Below are 20,982 nucleotides of genomic sequence, written 5' to 3'. Positions count from 1 at the left end.
TGTGGCACATCCCATCGCAGTATTTGGAATGAGAGTGAAGTCTTATGAGTAGCCTTGCAATCAGCGCCATGCCAGAGGTCGTCAGGCGACTGGAGGACGTGGAACAGATCGAACGGATGCCCTGGCAGTACGTAATCCGCGCCACAAACACTTACGATGTACTACGGACCGCCTGCGAGCGCTGGCCGGAACGCGTGGCCCTGCGGCTACTACTGGATGGCAGCGCCTCCGCGCCGACGCGTGACGCCCGTTATGCAGAATTGCTGGAAGGCATCCATCGCGCCGCTAATGCACTCCACCGCCTCGGCGTGAGGTCGGGCGTGCCGGTTGCCATCCTGTTACCGAACTTGATCGAGAGCCACCTGGCACTATGGGGCGCCGAGGCTGCCGGCATTGCCAGCCCGATCAACCCGATGCTGGAGTCCAGCTACATTGCCCGGATCTGCGAAGAGACGGGAGCCAAGGTTGTCATCGCCCTGGGGCCCACCACGGAAGGGGGTATCTGGGAAAAAGCCGTGGAAGTCGCGGACAGGCTGCCTCGGGTCGAGACGATCCTGCAGGTCGACCCGACGGCCGCGATGGGGCGGCGTACCGGATCCGGCGGTCACATCCCGTGCGGCAAGATGCCGACCCGCCCCGGCGTGCAGGTGCTTGACTTCCATGACGCGCTGGCCGAATCCGACAGTACGCGGCTGATCAGCGGGCGGCGATTCACGCCCACCGAGCCGTGCGCCTATTTTCATACGGGTGGCACCACCGGGTATCCCAAGGTGGCCGTGCACAGTCACCTGAACGAAGCCGTGATGGCATGGATCCTTCAAAGGATTGACGACCGGCATAACGTGATGCTGGCGGGGTTGCCCCTTTTCCACGTGAATGGCGCCATGGTGACCGGACTCGGTGCGCTTCACAGCGGTTCGGAAATCGTCATGCTGACAGCAGGCGGGTATCGGACGCCGGGCATGCTGGACGCCTTCTGGGAGATTGCCAACCGATTTGGGGCCACCACGTTTTCCGCCGTGCCAACCATCCTGACGGCACTGCTTTCCAGGCCGCTGCCTGCGGACGGGATCCCGACCTTGCGCCACGTCCTCTGTGGTGCCGCGCCGCTACCCAGTCAGGTTGCACACGAGTTTGAAACGCTCACTGGTGTTCGCATCCACGAGGGATATGGCCTGACGGAAGGTAGTTGCGTATCGACCGTCAACCCGCCACAAGCCGCGCCCAAGGCGGGTACGGTTGGCATCCGCATTCCGTATCAGGAATTGAAGCTGTTCAAGCTACATGCAGACGGCAGGCCCGCCGAGCTTGCCGAAGCCGGTACGACCGGCGTGATCGGCATACGCGGCCCCAATGTGTTTCCCGGCTACCTAAGGGAAGCCGACAACCGTGGCATCTGGATCGAGGGCGGATGGTTCAACACGGGCGACCTGGGCCGCTTTGACGCGGATGGATCTCTAACGCTGTGCGGCCGCGCGAAAGACCTGATTATCCGTGGCGGCCACAACATCGATCCGTCGATGATCGAGGATACGATCGCCGCACACCCCGAAGTCGCCATGGTCGCTGCGGTCGGACAGCCTGACACCCATGCGGGTGAATTGCCGGTAGCCTTCGCGGTACTCAGGCCAGGCGCACAAGCTTGCACCGAAGCATTGATGGCATACGCGCGGGAGAGGATTCCTGAGCGTGCGGCGGTGCCAGTGCGCATCGAAATCATGCCAGCACTGCCCCTTACCGCCGTCGGCAAGGTCTCCAAGCCGGACCTGCGGCTGCTCACCATCGAGCACGTCATCCAGGCGGCGCTTGCCGAGCATGGTATGTCCGACACCCGCGTCAAGGCCCGCCTCTGCCCCGAGCGCGGTGCCATAGCCGATATCTCCGGTCCGGTCGCGTCACGTGAGGCGGCGATAGCACTGGTAGCCCGCTATCCCGTGATTCCCGCATGGCAGGAGCAATGATGACGGACACCACGAAGACCCCGCAGGGGAACATGCTCGATACGGATGTCCTGCTTGTTGGACTGGGGCCGGTGGGGGCAGCGCTGGCCAACCTGCTTGGCCGCTACGGGATCCGCGTCCTGGCCATCGACCGCGCCACGGAGATTTTTGCCAAACCGCGCGCAATCGCGCTGGACAACGAGGCCCTGCGCATTCTGCAGCTCGTGGGCGTAGCGGAGGGAGAATTCGCCACGGTGGCGATTCCGAAGGTGCAATACCGCTCGCCACTGTTCGGCCGCTTTGCGCGCATCAACAGCGCGAGAATTGTCGACGGCCATCCGACGCTCGTCACGTTCTACCAGCCAGAGCTGGAGGCCGTGCTGCGCAAGAAGCTGTCAGCGCACCCCACCGTCGACGTTCGCCTCGGGACTGAACTCCAGTCCTTCGTCGATGACGGTCATTGTGTGCATGCCGTCGTGAAATCAGCTGGCGCCTCCGACCAGCAGATCAGGGCCAAGTACATGGTGGGCATCGATGGCGCAGGTTCACTGGTCCGGCGTGAGCTGGGGCTTGATTTCGAGGGCCGCACATTCCAGCAGGACTGGCTGATTGTCGACGCGCTTGGCGTGCCGAATCCCATTGACCATTGCGAGTTCGTCTGCGACCCGGCACGGCCAACGCCGCATATGGTCGCCCCAGGAGGCCGCCAGCGCTGGGAGTTCATGTTGAAGCCGGGCGAAAGCGCTGCTGAAATGGAGCGGCCTGAATCGGTGCGCAAGCTGCTCGCGCCGTGGTGCGATGTAGACAAGATCCAGATAGAACGCACCGCCGTGTATCGGTTTCACGCACGTGAAGCCAAATCGTTCTCGAAAGGCCGATGTTTCCTGGCCGGTGATGCCGCTCACATTACGCCTCCTTTTGCCGGGCAAGGATTGGTGGCCGGCCTGCGAGACGTGGCAAACCTTGGGTGGAAGCTGGCGTGGGTGCTACGCGGTCAGGCGAGCGAGCAGATTCTCGACAGCTATGATCAGGAACGCCGGCCTCACGCAAGGAAGATCATCAACCTGGCGCGCTTTCTTGGAGCACTTGTCATGCCACGCAACAGAGCTGCCGCACTCGCCATACACGGATGCATGAGCGCGATAAGGTTGTTGCCGCGCGGCCGTGCCCTGTTCGAAGACCTGAAAGTGAAGCCCGCAAACACGTTCGACAAAGGCCTGTTTTTGCGCGTGCGCGGCACCGAGAAGCTGCGTGCCGGTTCGAGCTTTCCACAGGGGTGGGTCCGACCGGCAGAATGCGGAATCCCGACACTTAGCGACGATTGCCTGGGGCTTGAGTGTGCAGTCATCGGATTTGGCTTTGACCCCGCGACGCGCCTCTCGTCCGAGCTCATGGTCCGCTGGTCCCTCGCCGGCGGCAAGGTGTGGCAATGGTGCCAACGTGCCCAGGCGCAGCATCTCGCGCCCAAAGGCCGGCGCCTTGAAGCATTGGACGAGGTCGTGTTGCCCCGCGTGGCCCCGCTCGACTGGATGGTGGTGGTCCGCCCGGACCGATGCGTGCTCGCCGAAGGCCCGGCCTCTCAAGCCGAGCACATCCTCCAGCGCGCCCTTGATTTGATCGATCCGCCGCAGGTACGCCTCGACATACGCCTCCCCAAGGCTGCCTGAAGGCACCCGTCGCCCCACAGACAGATAACAAACAACAAACCTTCTGGCGCCAGTTCATGGCGCCTGCGGGCGGGGCTTCTTTTACGCCGCTTCAATAACAAGGAGGAGACCCTTGTGTTGCAGACTTCTGCTTATTGCCTTTCCATCGCGGCAATCACTTGCCTTGCAAGCATGACCGCACATGCCGGAGAAGACTTTCAGGTGCGGTACAACGTCGCAGGCAGCATCGGAGGGGAAATGTTCACCCCCCCGGATGCCGCCGGGCTCGCAGTTGGTGTCGCAGCGACTTACATCGACATCAGGAAGGTGACCGGCAACGATGGCAACACACTGACGAAGCCGATCCCCGGTGGCGCCATTCCACTTCCATCCCCTACCCCCGTGACGGCGTATCCCACGTATGGCGCCAATACCGCCCAGATCCCTGCCTCAGGCACTTTCAAGCTGTTCAACCTCGGCATTGGCTACATTACCAACGCGGACTATGGCGGCGGTCGCTTCGCATTCGGCGGCGTTCTGCCGTATGGCGTCAAGTCCCAATCGGTCAGGGCTACTGCCGCAACGCCAGCCGTGCAGGCGAACCCCGCGGTCCCCGCGGCCGCACAGCAGGCCATCGCCAGCCAGTTCGGCGCGACATATCAGTCAAGCCTCGCCGGCGAAGCAGCCAGTTCCAGTGGCGACGTATCGGGCATCGGCGACCTGGAGTTGCAAGGCGGCTGGCTCTATACGACCGAACAGCTGCGCGTATTGCTGGGCGCATCCCTCGTCATTCCGACAGGGCGCTACAACGCATCGCCTGCACCCGACATAGGCACCGGTAATTTCTACACGCTGCGGCCGTCGGTGCAAGTGGCCTACCTGCCGACGCCGGACATCGCCATCGCGGCAAAGGCGACCTTGGGCCTGAATACGAAGAATCGGGACAATGACCTCCGCAGCGGAAACTGGATTGGATTGGAAGGCGCGGCGGCATACAAGACCGGGATTGGCGTGCTCGGACTGCACACTGTCTTCGTTCAACAATACCAGGACGACTCGAACAACCCCTGGGGCCCAAGCCGCTACCGATCCCTCAATGCCGGTGCGTTCTATACCGCGATGGTGCCCGGCATTGACGCTGCGTTGACGTTGCAATACATGGCGACAACCAGTTCGCGCAATGCAAAGGTCGGGAGCATGACCCAGATCCGTTTGATCAAGCTATTCTGACGACGATGGCGAGACAACTGCCATCGTGTCTCGTCGTTTCCCCTGGCCCCCCTGCCCCCCCCGGCCCGACGACTTGGTTGCACTCAGGTCGGGAGCAGATCGCCTATCTTTCGCTGTGCCTGCTCGATAGCGACTTGCCTTTGTTCAGCACCGGCAGATACCCCCTCGGCGGCGACCACTTCGAGCTGGGACACGCCAACGAACGAGAATACGCTCCGGAGATAGGCTTCCGCGTGCTCCAGTGCCGCGTTGCGCGAACCGGGGCCATAGTACCCGCCACGTGCAACGGCCAGGATGATGCGCTTGCCGGTCACGAGCCCTTCTGGACCTCTGTCCGTATAGCGAAAGGGCTTTCCCGCGACGGCGATGCGGTCGATCCAAGCCTTCAGTTGGCTGGCGATACTGAAATTGTAAAATGCGACACCAATGACCACCACGTCGACCGCCAGGAATTCTTCCAGGATGGCGCGTCCCAACTCAATATCCCACAGAAGCGCTGCGTCGTTCGGCGCCTTGGGATCACGGGATGCGGCGAAGTATGCGCCGGACAAGTGAGGAATGCATTGACCTCCCTCGGCCACTCGCTAAGGACACCTGTGGAAGCACTCGGCCTATGGGCCATCGCGCATCTCCCGGCCATTGAAAAGGCGAGACAGGCGTTCGACCTCAGCAAAAGGAATTCCGAATCTGAGCAGCCCTAGTCAAGGAGACAGCGAATTTTCCGGGATATCGCCGCTCCGTCTGCGGAGAAGATTGCACGGATAAGGCCAGCATCGGTGAACTATCAATACTCCTGCGCGGCGCATATTTGGAATGCGGGACGGACACATCCTAAGCCCCGCCTATGCGTGGCGCAACCTACATCGCCAGCGCTTCTTACCCACTAACTTTGACACGTGACAGTGACGCCAGACAGCAGCGACCCGTTGTCGCACCCCGCACCGCAGCATAGATCGCCTTTTCGTACTAAACTTTCACAACTTCCTAAAAATTCAAAACAAACAAGATGCATCTGTCGCCCCTGATCCAGCGCTTCGTGCTTCACTTCGGTGAAATGGGCAGCCGCTGGGGCATCAACCGCACGGTTGGGCAAATCTATGCCTTGCTGTTTACCGCCTCCCGCCCGCTCAACGCCGACGAAATCGCCGAGGCGCTGGGCTTCTCGCGCTCCAATGTCAGCATCGGGCTGAAGGAGCTGGAGTCGTGGAACCTGGTCAAGCTATCTCACCAGCCGGGCGACCGCCGCGAGTATTTCTCGGCACCTGACGATGTCTGGGCGATTTTCCGCACCCTGGCGGAGGAACGCCGCCGGCGCGAGATCGACCCCACGTTGTCCATGCTGCGCGAAGTCCAGCTGGAGACCGTGAGCGATCCGGACGATCGCCATGCGCAGGAGCGGATGAAGGAGATGTACGGGCTGATCCTACTGGTGACGAGCTGGTTCGGCGAGATCCAGAAGCTGGATGTGGCCACGCTGGAGAAGCTGATGAAGCTCGGCTCCAAGGTCAACAAGCTGCTGGACGTGAAGGACAAGCTCAGCCTTGCCATCGGCGGAAAAGCCCGCGCCGGCACGCCCCCTGCCAGTGCCGTGAAAGCCAAGACGACCCGCACCCGGAAGGAGTAGTTGCATGTTCTCGTCGCTCGACCCGGTGGTGCTTGCGCGCGTGCAGTTTGCCGCCAACATCACGTTCCACATCTTGTTTCCCACCATCAGCATCTCGCTGGGCTGGGTGTTGCTGTTTTTCAAGCTGCGCTTCAATAAAACCGGCGATGAACGCTGGATGGCGGCGTACCGTTTCTGGGTGAAGATCTTTGCGCTGACCTTTGCGCTGGGCGTGGTCAGCGGCATCACCATGAGTTTCCAGTTTGGCACCAACTGGCCGGGCTATATGGAGACCGTGGGCAACGTGGCCGGTCCGCTGCTGGCCTATGAGGTGCTGACGGCGTTCTTCCTGGAGGCGACCTTCCTCGGCATCATGCTGTTCGGCATGCGCCGGGTGAGCAACCGCACGCATACCATCGCCACCTTGCTGGTGGCGGGCGGCACCACGTTGTCGGCGTTCTGGATCCTGGCGCTGAATTCGTGGATGCAAACCCCGGCGGGCTTCGAGATGATCGATGGCCGCGCGCACGTGACGAGCTGGCTGGCGGTGATCTTCAACCCGTCGTTCCCGTACCGCTTCGTGCATATGCTGCTGGCGTCGGGGCTGACCGTGGCGTTCCTGCTGGCAGGCATTTCGGCCTATCGCTGGCTGCGTGGCGACCGCGCGCCGGAGGTGCTGTCGTCGCTGCGCACCGGCGTGACCATTGCCGCGGTGCTGATCCCGCTGCAGATCGTGGCGGGCGACCTGCATGGCCTGAATACGCTGCACCACCAGCCGGCCAAGATCGCCGCAATGGAGGGGATCTGGAAGACGGAGAAGGGCGCGCCCGCCGTGTTGTTCGGCGTGCCCAACGCAAGCACGCAAAGCAATGATTTCGAGATCGCCATTCCCAAGCTGGCCTCGCTCTACCTGACGCATCACATGGATGGCGAGATCAAGGGCATCGATGCCTTTGGCGACAAGCACCCGCCGGTGGCGCCGCTGTTCTTCGCCTTTCGGATCATGGTGGGCGTGGGCCTGCTGATGCTGGCGGCATCTTGGGTGGCGGCGTGGCAGTTGCGCCGTGGCGGCCAGCCCGCGCCGTGGATGGCGCGCGTGCTGATTGCCATGACCTTCTCCGGCTGGGTGGCCTTGGTGGCTGGCTGGTACGTGACCGAGATTGGCCGCCAGCCTTACCTGGTGTACGGCGTGCTGACCACAGCGCAGGCCGCGTCCAAGGTGCCGGCGGCGATGATCGCCTCCACGCTGGCGATGTACCTGGCACTCTACCTGGCGCTGATCGCGGCCTATGTCTCGGTGGTGTTCCACCTGGCGCGCAAGGCCGGGACCGACCCGAAGGCGGATAACCCGCGGACCGAACCCCCTCAAGCCGTGTTGCCTGGCGAACTGCGGAGCGCAGAATGACCGACCTGACCCAACCCGCCGGCTGGATGCCGCTGGTGTTCCTGGCCCTGATGGGCATCTCCATGCTGGTCTACGTGATCCTGGACGGCTACGACTTGGGCGTGGGCGTGCTGCTGCGCCGCGCGGACGATGCCGACAAGGACACCATGATCGCCTCAATCGGCCCGTTCTGGGATGCCAACGAGACCTGGCTGGTGCTGGGCGTGGGCCTGCTGCTGGTGGCCTTTCCCATTGCGCACGGCGTGATCCTGACCCAGCTCTACCTGCCGGTGGCGCTGATGCTGGCGGGGCTGATCCTGCGCGGCGTGGCGTTCGACTTCCGCGTGAAGGCACGCGCGCACCACAAGCCGTGGTGGAACCGCGCGTTCTACGCCGGCTCGCTGCTGGCCGCGTTCTCGCAGGGCCTGATGCTCGGCCTGTATATCACGGGATTCCAGCACGGCTGGCTCGACCTGGCCTTTGCGGTAGTGGTGGGCTTGTGCCTGGTGGCGGGCTACTGCCTGCTGGGCGCGGGCTGGCTGATCATGAAGACCAGCGGCAGCCTGCAGCGGCGCGCCATGTACTGGGCGCGCCGCAGCCTGTGGCTGACGGGCATTGGCGTGGCGGCAATCTCGCTGGTCACGCCGATGGTGAGCCAGCGCATCTTCGACAAATGGTTCTCGCTGCCCAACATCATCCTGCTGGCGCCGATCCCACTGGTCACGGTGGCGCTGTTCATCCTCATCGACCGCCTGCTGCGGCGCCTGCCGGCCATGCACGACCGCGGCAACGACCGCTGGTGCTGGGTGCCCTTCGCCGGCACGGCGGTGATTTTCCTGATGGCGTTCAACGGCTTGGCCTACAGCATCTTCCCCTACCTGGTGGTGGACAAGATCGATATCTGGCAAGCTGCGAGCGCGCCGGAGTCGCTGGGGGTGATCCTGGTGGGCGCGGCAGTGGTGCTGCCGACCATCCTGGGTTACACGGTGTATGCCTACCGTGTATTCTGGGGGAAGGCGACCGACCTGCATTACTACTGAGCATTGACTGAGCGGCGCTCGATCAACCTCGCATATCTCGCACCCCAGGCACCTATGAGCGGCTCACAAGGCCAACAACCCGGCACCCCACCCTCCACGCCCCAGGCCGTCCCCCTCCCCCGGCGGCTGCTCGACCGCCTGCGCGCCCGTGCCGGCGCGCAGGTGCGGGGCTTGACCCGCAGCAATTCCGGCCTCAGCCTCGACTACGACAACCCGCCCGGGGATTCCGGCCTGTTCGGGCCGGACGCAGTCTGCTGGCGCGTGCACGCGGATTTCCCCGCGATGCTGGCCGGCGGCGTCAGCGCCCTGCTGATGCAGACCATGCATCCGCTGGCGCTGGCCGGAGTATGGGATCATTCCACCTTTCGTACCGATATGCAGGGCCGCCTGGGCCGCACCGCGCAGTTCATCGCCGGCACCACCTACGGCAACCGCGCCGATGCGCTGGCGCTGATTGACCGGGTCAGGCGCATCCACGCGGCGATCAAGGGCACGGCGCCAGATGGCCGCCCCTACGCGGCCGACGATCCGGCGTTGCTGACCTGGGTGCATGTGGCGGAGGTGTCGAGCTTTCTCACCGCCTACCTGCGCTATGTCGGCCCGCTCTCGGTCACCGAGCAGGACCGCTACTACGCGGAAGTGGCACAGATCGCCGAGCGCCTGGGCGCCACCGGCGTGCCACGCAGCGCCGACGCCATCGCCGGCTACCTGGAGCGCATGCGCCCTCAACTGGTAGTGAGCGAGCGCACCCGCGAAGTGGTGCGGTTGGTCATGGCCATGCCGGTGGCCAGCCCGCTGCTGGTGCCGGCGGTGCGGGTCATGGGAGACGCTGGCATTGCGCTATTGCCGCGCTGGGCGCAGCGCGAGCTCGGGCTGCATGGCAGCACCGCGATCCGCCGTCCGGTCTCGCTGGCCGGAATGCGCGTGCTGGCGCCCACGTTGCGCTGGGCATTGGGCAGCGGCCTGGCGGCGCGCGCGCGGCGGCGGGCGATGCAGCCCGCACCGGCAGCGCAGACGCAGTCGTCCTGACCCGCCACCCCGGGGCGGGCGATTCACTAACCATAGGAAACAGGAAAAGAACACCATGCAGACCGTTGCGGTTCTGGATTTTGAAACGACAGGACTGTCACCGCGTCAAGGCGACCGTGCCACGGAAATCGCAGTCATGCTGCTGCGCGACGGGGAAGTCGTCGACCAGTATCAAAGCCTGATGAACGCGGGCAGACGCATTCCCTCGGACGTCGTGCACCTTACCGGCATCACCAACGACATGATTGCATCGGCACCCGCAGCGTCGAAGGTGATGCGGGAGGTGGCCCAGTTCGTCGGCAAGCATCCCGTGGTAGCCCACAACGCGGGGTTCGACCGCAGGTTCTGGCAAGCCGAGCTCTCGCTGCTGGGCATGCCGGCCGATCAGACCTTTGCCTGTACGATGCTCGTTTCGCGGCGCGTCTACCCGCATGCGCAGAACCACAGGTTGTCGACGCTGGTGGATATGCTGCGCCTGCCGAAGGCCGGGCGCGCCCACCGGGCCATGGCCGACGCGCAGATGACCTGCCACCTCTGGCACCGCCTGCAGCACGATATCGCCGAGACTTACGGCATGCGCCGGGTGGATTACGATCTCATCACCCGCGTGCAGGCCACCAGCAGCGCCAAGGTGCCGGCCCTCCTGCGTTCGCTGGGCGAGAGCCAGGCTCGATGATGCGTGGGCCGAACGCCGGCAATGCACCCGTGACGCAATGACGCATCCTGTGCCCAAGCGGTGGTTATGGCTGGACACCGCGCTGAGCTGGATTGCCCTTCTGGGCATCCTGACGTGTCTTGGCCTGATCGACTTCCATGGGATGCGGCCACTGGACGTGGGCGGCACCCTGTTCGGCGGTAGTTTCAATCAAATGATGTATGCCGGCGCCTGGATCGCGGCGATGGCGGGCTTGCTCCTGGCAACGGCATTTCGTCTGGACGGGCACCGCGCAGCCTGGTGCATGGCCGGGATCGTGCAGACAGGCGCGGGGGCCTGGTGGCTGGTGCACTATCCCGCAACGCACGATGGCAACCTGTTGCTATCGCCAGAGCGGGAAGAGATTGCCGCGGCGATGCTGGTCGGCGTGGCGCTACTGATTGGCGGGGTATTCCTGCATGTCAGAGCGGCCCGCGCACAGCGCCATCGCCCGATATCAAGCACAAGGATGCTCGCGCGGTCCGTGGTTGCCGGCTCATTGATCCTGATCTTCGTCGCCATCCCCCTCGCCAACGCGCTGCGCGCGCCGCTACCGCATTGCGCCTTCAGCAAAGCAGGCTCGCAACTGACCGTTTGCCTGGATGCAGGTGACACGCCCGTCATTGTCGATTGATCTGAAGGCCGCATGGCCAGGCAGCCAGCGCCTGGCCTTGCATCACGCTTAAACATACTGACTAACGATATGGGTCCAAACAACAATGCATGACTTGAAGACTGGCGCATTCTGGCGGCGCGCCTGCCTTGCCCTGCTTGGCGCACTGCTGGTGGCCGATGCCATCGCCCTGATGCTGATGGGGCTGTTCAACTTCGGGGTCGTCCTCCCTCTGGCGATCGGCGCGGCCTTTCTCGCGCTCTCATGGCGCTGGGAGCGGGTAGCGCGATGGCGCGCGGCCAGCCCACGGCATCGATGGATCTGGGCGCTGGGCCGCACAGCATTTGCCGTGTGGCTGGTGACGCTCGGGATGTTCTTCTATTTCATCAGCGCCAGCAACGCGAACTTCCCGGCAACGGGACCGACGGCAAACACCATCCTCATACTGGGCTCCGGCACGCCACGTTGCGCCGCGTCGCCCACCCTGGCTGCACGGCTGGACAAAGGGCTGGCGCTGGCGCGGCAATGGCCGGCAGCGCGAGTCGTGGTGAGCGGCGGCCAGGATTTCGGGCTGCGGTGCAGTGAGGCGGACATCATGGCGGACTACCTGATCGCGCACGGCCTGGCACCGCAGCGCCTGATCCGGGAGGACCGGAGCACCAGCACGGAGGAAAACCTGCTCTTCAGCCACCGGTTGCTTGCGCAACAGGGCGTGAGCGCCGCAGATCCGCTGGTGCTGGTGACCAGTGATTTTCATCTGGTGCGCGCAAAGCGGATCGCGCGTAAGGCTGGGTTCCAGGCAGTGTCTGGCGCAGGAGCGCCAACGCCGCTTTACTTGCGTTACAACGCCTGGCTGCGCGAGTATTTTGCGTTTATCAGTGGCTGGGTATTGCGTGAATTCTGACCGGAAAGAGGCAAGGAAAACGATGAAAGGAAAACGATGAAAGACCGAGGTGACGAAGTGCGTGCCGGAATCAGTCGGGAGACGCGCCCAGGTGAGGCCGCACGTTACCAGAGATGGATTGGTGCCCTCACCATGATGCTCGGGCTTGCGCTTGCTTCGCCGCCTGCCGCAGCCGATACCCTGCCCCGGGCGCAAGTCGCAAGCGCGTGCGCCCCATTTCTCATGGCGTATTTCATTGGAGAAGAGCGCGAAGACCTGCTTCATATTGAACGCAACAGCGGCGGCGAGTACGTGCTCCGGATGGATGCCCAATCGGCAGAGCTCCATGTTATTTCCGGGAAGGAAGAGCTCTCCGAGCTTGCCCGGCTTCTCCATGTCGATGCGATCGGCGAGTGTGTTCTGCAAAGCCCTGGCGGCCTCTACGTAAAGCTTCCGATCGGCAGCCGCGTCAACAAGACCGAGGTTGTGAAAACGGGCTATGTATTCGTCGAGATCGGCATCCAATTTGGCGCAAAGGGCCTGAATTCCGCTGGCAAAGCCTTCATTGCCTCAATCAGCACCGTCTACCCCGTGAACCGCGAGCAGGCAGTCAAATAAGGAGATCCGCCCGTCAATGTGGCGGCCGGTACCGCGCCGCCGAGGGCTGCCACGGGACCCAGCGGAATGACTTGCTGCGTGCCGGTTGCGTGCGGCGTGGCATTGGTCAGGTCGCCGGTGCCGGTGAGATTCAGGTTGCCTCCGGCGATGATCTGGCCGGCTTTGCCGAGCTGGTAGCTGGTGGTTACCTGGCTGGGCGCGGCGACAGCCGCGCCAGTGGCAGGCTGGCGTATCGCGCCGCCGGACCACAATTATTGCCTGGACACTGCCTTTCGGGGAATGTCGACCTGTCCGAAGGAGCGATACTCCATCACCCCGTCTCGGACAACGATCAACGCACCAACCAGCGCGGCGGAATCTGCAGGCATGCAGGCCGCATCGAGCACGAGGCGCGCTGCGATGGCCGCACCCGGGCGCAGCGTAAGTAGCTGCGTCGGGAGATCCGTGCCAGCGGTAATCGGCAAATCTGCAGAGCTGAGATCCCTGCAGAGCCCGGTGTGCAGGTCCTTGCCTGATAGTGCAATCTCTAATACATCGGTGCCAGGGTTGGATATGGACACACGGAGATAGCCAGGATCGTCGTCATCAACGGCCTCCAGCGCACCGACAGAGATTTTGACGGGCGTCTGTAGCGCTTCAGATGGCCAGTGGCTCACAACATCGCCAGCAAGCGCTTGCGTTAATGCATCGATTTGTCGGCGCATACCCGCTTGCCACTCCAGCATCGCAGGCGTCCCACAGCCATTCGTCATGTTCAGCAGCGCCTGAATGTCTTTGCCGAGGATGGATTGCCACGCGGAACTCTTAATCAGCTCCTCCGCATATCGTCGGGCAGAGAACCTATGGGACGGGGCAACCGCCTGATCGATGCGATCGAGTCGCCAACGCTCATCGGGCCCCCCCGGACATTCGCTTTGGATCTTTTGCAGGATAGTCCAGCTCCGCACGACCGCCATCGCGCCGTCAGGCTGGCCGGATGCCGCATTGGCACGCGGGATTCCTTGCGTGCCACCCAGCATTGCGGCTACCACCAACAGATTGGCAAGGCGCTTGAATTGCCCCTTCGTCGAAGGCAGGAAATGATCCGTCCAGTACATAAATGCACAATCTCCAGTCGCAATTTGATCTGCCGGCCGATTGGCGAGCCAAATGCCGGAGGGCCGGAATAGCTGCCAGGCCCCTGGCCGTTTAGGCGAAGGTCCGGTTGGATCGCCGCGCCGAACATGGAGGCCGAGCGTAAGAAGTACATGTAACAAAATTGAGATGATCAGTATTTTCTCGCCCTAAAAATCGATCTTATAAGTAAATTTTTCAACCCAACCGAATCCCTCATCCTGCATTTTCACTCTCTCCAGGATGTTTAAAATATCAAAATACGATTTACCCATGATTTTTTTTGAGACACCTGCATTCACCCATCTTAAAAAAATGGGCCTCCCCACACCTGAACTAAGCAGGTCCCATAACGCGTCCGTATTGAAGCCGTAGGATGACTCAACCCCAAGGATGGAAGCTAGTTCTCGATGAAAATCCACCTCGCTTCTCACCACTTCGCCATTTATCTGAATATTCATTGCGCACCTTACAGCCATCCCCCGCCGCCACGGCGGCTCCACGCCGAGCCGTGCGGCCCTAAATCCAGGGAAAATCGCTCCCTCACACACACAGGATTGCCCGTCCGGTCACGTCGTGGTGTTCACTTGCCCGGCGCTTCACAAGTCTTCAGAAATCTGGCGTCTACCGGACGCTTAAGAGCAACGCCATCAGGCCCGCCTGCCTCTACCTTGGAAACGGTCAATTGGCACGCGCTGCCCGTCCAGTGAAGCACCGCCTCATAGGCTGCCCCGGACTCCGGGCTCCACAATGCGGCGACACGACATTGATATGAATTTTGAACGTTGGCGCCTATGACAAATGCATCGAGCAGGAAAGGCCTGCCTGCATGAATGTAGGCTTCCGAGAAACGCTGGCTAGCCTGGGCGTCATTGCCGGGAATCCCAAGGCTGGCGTTGTAATGAGCCAATGGGTTGTCAAACAGAGCGATACGCTGCTCGCCAAGCTCCACGCCCTGCTTGATACAGTCTCCCGCCGGCATGTTGGAAAAAGTGTGGAAGCTTGTGCTTGCCGACGGACCTGTCTTCACCATCCGGATCCTGGCACGGTCGCCCGACGTGGGCTCCGGATATCTCGTCACGCAAGCGGTCAGGACGAGTGCACAAGCGCTCAAAATCAAGGTTCTCATCATTCCTGGCATGGAGGTTGGCTTTCACTCATATCAATGTTGCTCATTTCGCGAAGTTAGCGCTCGGCCACCGCCCGGGGCCGCAGCATGAACGGCACGCGGTTGTCCGGGCCTGCGCCAGGCTTGAGCTCATAAGCGAGCAGTCCGCATCGTCCATTGCCGCCAATCGACGTCCCTTGCAGCAGAACGACGAGCTCGTAATCGTGCCCTGCTTCAGGTGTCATCACTGCCGCCGCGCGACACACAAGACTGCCGTCAAGCGTGGCCGTAAACATTAGCGAGAGCGGCTGTCCCGCGCTCACGTAGCGCTCGAGCACGGGCATGTTGGTATCCTGATCTGTCGAGGCCGGCATGCCGATGCGCTCGCTTTCCTTCGGGGTCTTGCCGATCCCTGCCCATCCCTTCGAAAAGACGGCAAGCAACTGCCGCTTGGGTTCGTTGTCCTGCTCGACGGTCCCAAGAATGATGGCGGGATACGCGTACATATCCATCGCTTTGATGCGCAGGCGTGCCTGCGTGTCAGGGGCGCCTTTTGGCGCGTATTCGGGCATTACGGCACATCCGGTGAGCAAAAGCGGTAGCGCTATCAGCGCACCCAACAATGACCGGCGGGGCAAGAAAGACGTCATGGGAGAACTTTGAACAATTGGGAATTTGGACGTCGCGTGCAGCGCGAGACGACGCCCGTTGGGCCGGCGGCGGCATCCTCATCCGCCGCGCACTGGCTGTCGCCGTAGGTGCCACCGGGATTGCAGCCTCCAGCCACCGGGCGATCGCGACGAAGGACGCGGCGGAAGGTCACCCGTAAAGCGGAGGGAAGTGGACGGCGCTAAAAAAACTGTTCGCCCACCCTTGTTCCTCGATCAATCGAGCGATGCCAGCATGACGTCGCCCAGCCTGAGTTTCCAGCTCACTTTGCCGACGCCTTCACCACGTCCCCGGTATAGCTCAAGGACGACAGCTCCTCCTTGGCTTTGTCGGGCGTTTCCAGCTCCAGCACCACGCGGCCCACCATCAGGCCCATTGACGGCGAACTGCGCACATACTTCGTTTCCCCACCGTCCAGGGCGAAGCTGAGCGTCTTCTCCGTTTCCGTCGCCGCCGAGGCCACATATTTGCCGGCAGGCCGGTCCACGAAGAAGAAGCCGCCTGGCTTGGATTCCCCCACAACCTGGCCGTTTAGGCGAAGGTCCGGTTGGATCGCGGCGCCGAACATGGACGCCGAGCGCAGGAAGTAGATACGCCCCTCGCCCGGCTTGATCGTCGGGATCGAGGCCGCCATATCGGAATGCTTCACACCCGATGCGCAACCCGCCATCAGCAACGACATCGCCATCCCACCCATTGCCATACGTACAACTCGTTTCATTCGGTTTCTCCAAAGGTCAGAGGTACTACGGTTGAAAGCGGGGAGTAGTTCTGCTCCCCCGGCAAATAGAAGCCCACCAGTTTTTTGTCTTTGAGGACAAGGTAGGCTTCGTGGACCTGACGGCCCTCGATCGTGAAGATCGTTCCGACCGGCCGGTAGACGGCCCCTTGCGGCACGCGTCCCACCGGCTTCCATACGGATTTGGCAGCCAATGTTCGCGAGTACCCCGTATCGAGCTGGATCACTGCTGGTGCCTGGATCGTGATGGATCGCGCCGTGGTCCCATCCTGTGCAAGTTCGACGGATGACGGTGTTGTTGCGATCATCGGGGCGCAACCGGACAAGGCCACGCCGCAGGCAAATAGCACCCAGAGGCGGCGCAGACGCATCAGAGCTAAGGTGTTCATAGGAGCGTATGTTTGGATTTAGTTTCTGAAAGCCATCAACCATCGTAGCGGGCAGCGAGCCATGCTACCAATCATTGGTCTCATAGCGAACTCACCGGGTGTCACGTATCAAACGAATGAATTTTCGCCACCCGTATCGGGATACTGCATAAATATTTAACAAAATAAATCCGAGAAAAATAAATATTTCACCATTTAATAGATATTTAACGTAGAACCACTGCCATCCATCGCCACGGTACACCCTGACAATCGCAACAAACAACCATCCAACCGGATACATCAGAAGCAATCCGATAAATCTATTTACCCCCCACATAATCCCCGGATCGCGATCATCACGTTTGGGTTGACAGTACAATTCTGCGAAAATTTTTCGAATATGTTTATCCACTATGGTTTCCTCCCATTAGCTGCAGGCGTTTCCGGTAGATGCACGCCCCCGCCGGCGGCAGGCAACAGCATGCCATTCATATCGCGTAGGATACTTGGCAAACTACTTTGAACGGGGTTGACTATCAACCGCCCTCCTGCTGGCTGAAGCAATACACCAAGAGAAGGGTCGTATTGTCTCGTGTAGTTCAGTACGCGGCCCGCAAATAGTCCTGTGGTATCCCCGAGAAATTTGGCTCCGGCTCCGAAGGTCATGCCTACTGCTCCGGCCGCCAAGATTGAATCATTCGAACCAGATTGACTATTGTTATAAGCCGTGGCAGCCGCATTGGCGCCGCCACCAAGCAGTGCGGTGCCAGCATAGCCGGAAAAGACGCCGGCGAACGGCGCCGTCGCGGCGCCAATGATTGACGCATTAACTATGCGCTCATAGTTGAATGAGCCGTCGCCAAACAGAAATTGATTTAGCGCTTCGCCGCTGCCAGCACCAAATCCGGTCGCTAGGCCAACTGTGGGGTTGGCAAGCCCTAAGCGAATCAACGCCGCTGCAGTAATGGGATCTGCCGTCGGCACCACAGCTCCGCTACCCGCTCCAGGCAGCTTGGCCGCGACCCCCGAAAGCTCCTGCGCACTTGGCTGATAGGCTGCCAGACAATCAACCACCCCACCACCACAATCTTTCACGTCTCCCTTCGCGATCTTGTTCAAAAGCGACACCGCCGATTGTGCGGTTTGGCATGCAACTGCGCTTCCGTTCGCGCAAGCGTCCGCCAACGCATTCAATTGCTTGCGTGAAGTCGCGTCCAGCGACAATAGCTGATCCCGCAGAGTACACTGGGACGCGTCACCTGCGGCGCATTGCGCCTTGGCTCGCTCTAGCGCGCCGGCTTGCTTTGGCGACAGGTAGTTGTTTGCGGCCTCGTTCTGGGCAGCACCTGCCGCCGATATGCCATTCTGCCCAAGCGCGTTGGCAAGGGCACCGCCGGCCAACATCGAAGCACCGATCACGACAACCTGATTCAACATATTGGACCGGTCAGCGTTCGTCTCGATTCCCAGCGCCCCGCCAACCAGCGGCGACATGACCGCACCGGTAGCCCCACCAATGGCGCCGGCCGCGCAATCGCCGCTTCCGGCCACGCCCGCGACGCATCCAAGCGCCGCATGGCTGGCGATGCTCTCGAAGGAACCCGCTTCGGTATTCGCGCCGATGCTGTTGGCACCCAACGCCCCCGCCTGCGCCACCAGGCTGCCCTTGAGCGCATTCCCAAAGCTGCCCCCGTTGAACACCGTGCTGACCCCGGCATTGATCAAGCCCGTGCCAACGAAGCCCACGGCCTGCTGTGCCAGCGTGCCGGTCGCGCCGTTCTGGGCCGCCTGCACCACGCCACCGACGTTGTTCGTGCCCGCCAGGTTTGCCAGGGTATTCGTTCCCTCCAGGGGCTTCCCCCATTCACTCACCCCGAAGCTGCTGCCGTCAAAGGTGATGCCCTTGGTCAAGCCCGCCGTGATCGCGCCAATCGCGCCGGCCGTCGCCAGCTTCCCGAAGTTCAACCCTTGGCCGGAAACGAGTTGGGTGAAAGCGCTACTGGCCATGCTGGAGAGGGCGGCCACGATCATCGCCTGCGCCAGCGTCATCTGCGCCAAGGCCACGCCCATGACCGCCGCAGCAGCCCCCGCAGTCACGATCGAGATGGCAACCGCCGCCACCATCATCACAATCTGACCAAGCGGTCCGAACCCCTTCTTCTCCTTAATAAACTGCGTATGAATATCGTCAGCGACCGTGCCTTCGGTGTAGTTCAACCCCAGGTTGGCCTTCAACTGATTCACCAGCGCCACCGTCGCGGCCTCGTCGACCGTGCCGTCGGCGTTGCGGATCAGGAACGCGTTGTTGACCGCGTGGATACTGTCGGCCTCGATGTTCATGCGCATGGCGCTCATGAACCCGCCGGGCTGCACCACGGTGCCGGTGATCACGTTCCAGCCGCCCTGGGCCTTGTAGGCCGAGGTGCCGATGTCCACCACGTTGGGGCCGGCGTCGATGCTGCCGGCTTTCACGTTGAGCGTGTCGGCGGCCGTGATGGCGCCGCTGTTGCGCAGCTGGCCGGCGATGTCCAGCGAGACCTTGTCGCCGGCGATGGTGCCGCCGGTGGGCTTGGTCAGCGCCTGTGCGTAGCCCTCGGGCAGGTACACCTGCGGCACCAGCGCGTTCACCGTGGGGCACGCGGTGCTGGCGACCGTGTTGCAGTTCGGGTCGGGTACGGCTTGCTGCACGTACCAGAGCAGGGGCTTGTCGAGTTCGTTGACCTGCGTCTGCGTCAGCGCCGTGCCCAGCGCGATGTTGTGCGCCTTGGCGTAGTCCGCCGCGTTCTTGTAGAGGCTGAGCTTTTCCTGGTCGGTGACCGAGAGCTGGTTCTGGCTGTCCCAGGCCAGGCCGCTCACAAAGCTGGCTTGGCCGGTCTGTTGCAGCGCGGCTTGCTGGAGCCTTTGTCCTTCGGTGTAGGGGTCGTAATAGAAGCTGACCTTGCCCGGGCGCAGTTCGGCGGGCAGCTGCGCCAGCAGGCTGTCGGGCGTGACGCCGGCCAGCACGGCGGTGGCCGGGCTGTTGTTCAGGTACTGCGCGCGGTCTGTGGTGCCGCTGGGTGCGGTGACCGGGTTGCCGCCGAGGTTGGCGTTGAAGTGCCAGTCGATGGTCGGGCTGCTGCCGGTGGTGGGCGCTGCCGGTGTGGCCACGATGACCGGGTTGAACTGCCAGGGGGTGGTCGGGTTGTTCACCGGCGTGGCGGCCGGTACCGCGCCGCCGGGTGCTGTCACCGGCCCCAGCGGGATGACTTGCTGCGCGCCGGTTGCGGGCGGCGTGGGTTGCGTGGGGCTGGTGTAGCCGTTTACCAGCGCGGCGCCGGTGACGTCGACCTGGCTGCCCATCAGGTTGCCGGTGTTGAGCACCTGGCCGCCGGCCGTCACCGACAGCGCGTTGCTGGCCTGGATGCCGGATTCCAGGCTGCCGAGCGTGGCGCGCCCGCCGGTGTCGTGCCAGCGGTCGCCGCCGCTGTGGTCTTCCTGCCAGCGTCCTACCCAGTCGGCGTTGAGCGGGATGCTGTTGTTGTCGATGCTGCCGGCCATGCCGACCGTGACGTTGCGCCCGCCGGTGATGAGGGCGCCCTTGTTGGTCAGGTTCGTGCCGGACAGCTGGACGTCGCGCGCGGCGGAGATGACGCCGGCTGGGCCGGCGGCGGCGTCCTCATTCGCCGCGCACTGGCTGTTGCCGTAGGTGCCACCGGGATTGCAGCCGCCGGCGTAAGGTGGGTTCTGGCCGCCGTAGCTCTTGTACAGCCGCGCGGTATCCATGGTGGTGTTGACCAGCGTCGGCGCGGTGATCGAGACATCGCCGGTCAGTGATTGAATGGCGCCGGAGCGGTTGGTCACGCTGCTGGTGGCGTTCAGGGTGATATCGCCCTGCGCGGCCAGCGTTGCGTTCAGGTTCTGGATGTCGGCCGCGCTGATCGTGAGCGTCTGGCCAGCGGCCACCGTGCCGGGCGTCTGCTGCCAGGCAAGGGAATCCACGCGGGGATTGCTGTCGCCCGGGCAGTCCGGCGCGCCCGCCACGCAGCCGGGCGTTGTGGTGATCTTGCTGTCGTAGACGCCCTTGTTGGTGAAGGTGCCTGGTGTCTTGATGGCGACCTTGCCCGCCGCGGCCAGGTCGCCGGCATTGGTCAGGTCGCCGGTGCCGGTGAGATTCAGGTTGCCACCGGCGGTGATCTGGCCCGCTTTGCCGAGCTGGTAGCTGGTAGTGACCTGGCTGGGCGCGGCGGCAGCCGCGCCAGTGGCAGTCTTGCCTTGCGCGACCGGCGACCATGGCGGCGGCGCGAAGCAGCTGTCGCAGGCACT

Annotated in this window: 21 protein-coding genes; 11 read left to right on the top strand and 10 right to left on the bottom strand. The window is 62.7% G+C overall.

Going from position 1 to position 20,982, the window contains the following annotated elements:
* The first annotated feature begins 98 nt into the window (after window positions 1-98).
* The 3 genes from AC1Q7Q_RS10005 (at window position 99) to AC1Q7Q_RS09995 (ending at window position 4,816) form a co-directional block, all read left to right on the top strand.
* A complete protein-coding gene (locus AC1Q7Q_RS10005; RefSeq protein ID WP_492374892.1) occupies window positions 99-1,961 on the top strand; it encodes an acyl-CoA synthetase in 1,863 nt (620 codons plus the stop codon).
* Complete coding sequence (locus tag AC1Q7Q_RS10000; protein ID WP_492374891.1) at window positions 1,958-3,607, top strand: bifunctional 3-(3-hydroxy-phenyl)propionate/3-hydroxycinnamic acid hydroxylase; 1,650 nt, start codon at window positions 1,958-1,960, stop codon at window positions 3,605-3,607. Before AC1Q7Q_RS10005 ends, AC1Q7Q_RS10000 begins: the two co-directional genes overlap by 4 nt.
* A 114-nt stretch (window positions 3,608-3,721) precedes the next feature.
* Window positions 3,722-4,816 (top strand): transporter, encoded by a 1,095-nt coding sequence (locus AC1Q7Q_RS09995; RefSeq protein ID WP_492374890.1) that lies wholly within the window; start codon window positions 3,722-3,724, stop codon window positions 4,814-4,816.
* Between the two features lie 83 nt (window positions 4,817-4,899).
* Here AC1Q7Q_RS09995 and AC1Q7Q_RS09990 read toward each other — a convergent pair whose 3' ends face one another.
* Window positions 4,900-5,367: an FMN-dependent NADH-azoreductase gene (locus tag AC1Q7Q_RS09990; RefSeq protein ID WP_492376825.1), complete on the bottom strand. Its 468-nt coding sequence runs from the start codon at window positions 5,365-5,367 to the stop codon at window positions 4,900-4,902.
* Between the two features lie 455 nt (window positions 5,368-5,822).
* On the opposite strand from AC1Q7Q_RS09990, the gene AC1Q7Q_RS09985 reads away from it, so the two are divergent.
* The 8 genes from AC1Q7Q_RS09985 to AC1Q7Q_RS09950 all read left to right on the top strand — a co-directional run bounded on the left by AC1Q7Q_RS09985 (window position 5,823) and on the right by AC1Q7Q_RS09950 (window position 12,680).
* Complete coding sequence (locus tag AC1Q7Q_RS09985) at window positions 5,823-6,440, top strand: GbsR/MarR family transcriptional regulator (protein ID WP_492376826.1); 618 nt, start codon at window positions 5,823-5,825, stop codon at window positions 6,438-6,440.
* A gap of 4 nt (window positions 6,441-6,444) precedes the next feature.
* Window positions 6,445-7,824, top strand: coding sequence for a cytochrome ubiquinol oxidase subunit I (locus tag AC1Q7Q_RS09980; protein ID WP_416051818.1), 1,380 nt, complete (start codon window positions 6,445-6,447; stop codon window positions 7,822-7,824).
* Window positions 7,821-8,843: a cytochrome d ubiquinol oxidase subunit II gene (locus tag AC1Q7Q_RS09975; RefSeq protein WP_150986716.1), complete on the top strand. Its 1,023-nt coding sequence runs from the start codon at window positions 7,821-7,823 to the stop codon at window positions 8,841-8,843. The genes AC1Q7Q_RS09980 and AC1Q7Q_RS09975 overlap by 4 nt, the downstream gene beginning before the upstream one ends.
* Before the next feature lie 54 nt (window positions 8,844-8,897).
* Window positions 8,898-9,872: an oxygenase MpaB family protein gene (locus AC1Q7Q_RS09970; protein WP_492387154.1), complete on the top strand. Its 975-nt coding sequence runs from the start codon at window positions 8,898-8,900 to the stop codon at window positions 9,870-9,872.
* A gap of 55 nt (window positions 9,873-9,927) precedes the next feature.
* Window positions 9,928-10,548 (top strand): 3'-5' exonuclease, encoded by a 621-nt coding sequence (locus tag AC1Q7Q_RS09965; RefSeq protein ID WP_253932072.1) that lies wholly within the window; start codon window positions 9,928-9,930, stop codon window positions 10,546-10,548.
* A 157-nt stretch (window positions 10,549-10,705) separates the two neighbouring features.
* A complete protein-coding gene (locus AC1Q7Q_RS09960) occupies window positions 10,706-11,200 on the top strand; it encodes a hypothetical protein (RefSeq protein WP_492376816.1) in 495 nt (164 codons plus the stop codon).
* An 85-nt stretch (window positions 11,201-11,285) separates the two neighbouring features.
* The gene (locus tag AC1Q7Q_RS09955) at window positions 11,286-12,083 is read left to right on the top strand and encodes a YdcF family protein (protein ID WP_492376817.1); all 798 of its coding nucleotides are present in this window, start codon (window positions 11,286-11,288) and stop codon (window positions 12,081-12,083) included.
* A gap of 36 nt (window positions 12,084-12,119) precedes the next feature.
* Window positions 12,120-12,680, top strand: coding sequence for a hypothetical protein (locus AC1Q7Q_RS09950; protein WP_492376818.1), 561 nt, complete (start codon window positions 12,120-12,122; stop codon window positions 12,678-12,680).
* Here AC1Q7Q_RS09950 and AC1Q7Q_RS09945 read toward each other — a convergent pair.
* The 9 genes from AC1Q7Q_RS09945 to AC1Q7Q_RS09905 all read right to left on the bottom strand — a co-directional run bounded on the left by AC1Q7Q_RS09945 (window position 12,647) and on the right by AC1Q7Q_RS09905 (window position 20,658).
* Window positions 12,647-12,931 (bottom strand): hypothetical protein, encoded by a 285-nt coding sequence (locus tag AC1Q7Q_RS09945; protein WP_492376819.1) that lies wholly within the window; start codon window positions 12,929-12,931, stop codon window positions 12,647-12,649. The genes AC1Q7Q_RS09950 and AC1Q7Q_RS09945 overlap by 34 nt on opposite strands.
* Window positions 12,932-13,777, bottom strand: a complete 846-nt coding sequence (locus AC1Q7Q_RS09940) for a hypothetical protein (RefSeq protein WP_492387153.1) — start codon at window positions 13,775-13,777, stop codon at window positions 12,932-12,934.
* A gap of 186 nt (window positions 13,778-13,963) precedes the next feature.
* The gene (locus AC1Q7Q_RS09935; RefSeq protein ID WP_150985393.1) at window positions 13,964-14,254 is read right to left on the bottom strand and encodes a barstar family protein; all 291 of its coding nucleotides are present in this window, start codon (window positions 14,252-14,254) and stop codon (window positions 13,964-13,966) included.
* A gap of 122 nt (window positions 14,255-14,376) precedes the next feature.
* Window positions 14,377-14,826 carry a hypothetical protein gene (locus AC1Q7Q_RS09930; RefSeq protein WP_492387152.1) on the bottom strand — a complete coding sequence of 150 codons (450 nt, stop codon included), beginning with the start codon at window positions 14,824-14,826 and terminating at the stop codon, window positions 14,377-14,379.
* A 152-nt stretch (window positions 14,827-14,978) separates the two neighbouring features.
* A complete protein-coding gene (locus AC1Q7Q_RS09925; RefSeq protein WP_492387151.1) occupies window positions 14,979-15,473 on the bottom strand; it encodes a hypothetical protein in 495 nt (164 codons plus the stop codon).
* 359 nt (window positions 15,474-15,832) lie between these two features.
* Complete coding sequence (locus AC1Q7Q_RS09920; protein WP_492387150.1) at window positions 15,833-16,291, bottom strand: DUF2846 domain-containing protein; 459 nt, start codon at window positions 16,289-16,291, stop codon at window positions 15,833-15,835.
* Window positions 16,288-16,698, bottom strand: coding sequence for a hypothetical protein (locus AC1Q7Q_RS09915; protein ID WP_492387149.1), 411 nt, complete (start codon window positions 16,696-16,698; stop codon window positions 16,288-16,290). Before AC1Q7Q_RS09915 ends, AC1Q7Q_RS09920 begins: the two co-directional genes overlap by 4 nt.
* Before the next feature lie 91 nt (window positions 16,699-16,789).
* Entirely contained in the window at window positions 16,790-17,092 is a 303-nt protein-coding gene (locus tag AC1Q7Q_RS09910; RefSeq protein WP_492376835.1) for a hypothetical protein, read from the bottom strand.
* On the bottom strand, window positions 17,092-20,658 hold the full coding sequence (locus tag AC1Q7Q_RS09905) for a DUF637 domain-containing protein (RefSeq protein ID WP_492387148.1): 3,567 nt from the start codon (window positions 20,656-20,658) through the stop codon (window positions 17,092-17,094). Before AC1Q7Q_RS09905 ends, AC1Q7Q_RS09910 begins: the two co-directional genes overlap by 1 nt.
* Window positions 20,659-20,982 lie beyond the last annotated feature (324 nt).

This window comes from Cupriavidus sp. GW823-FHT07A04, assembly GCF_058794615.1.
The sequence above is the reverse complement of the archived record's forward strand: the minus strand, read 5'-3'. Positions and strand labels throughout refer to the sequence as shown.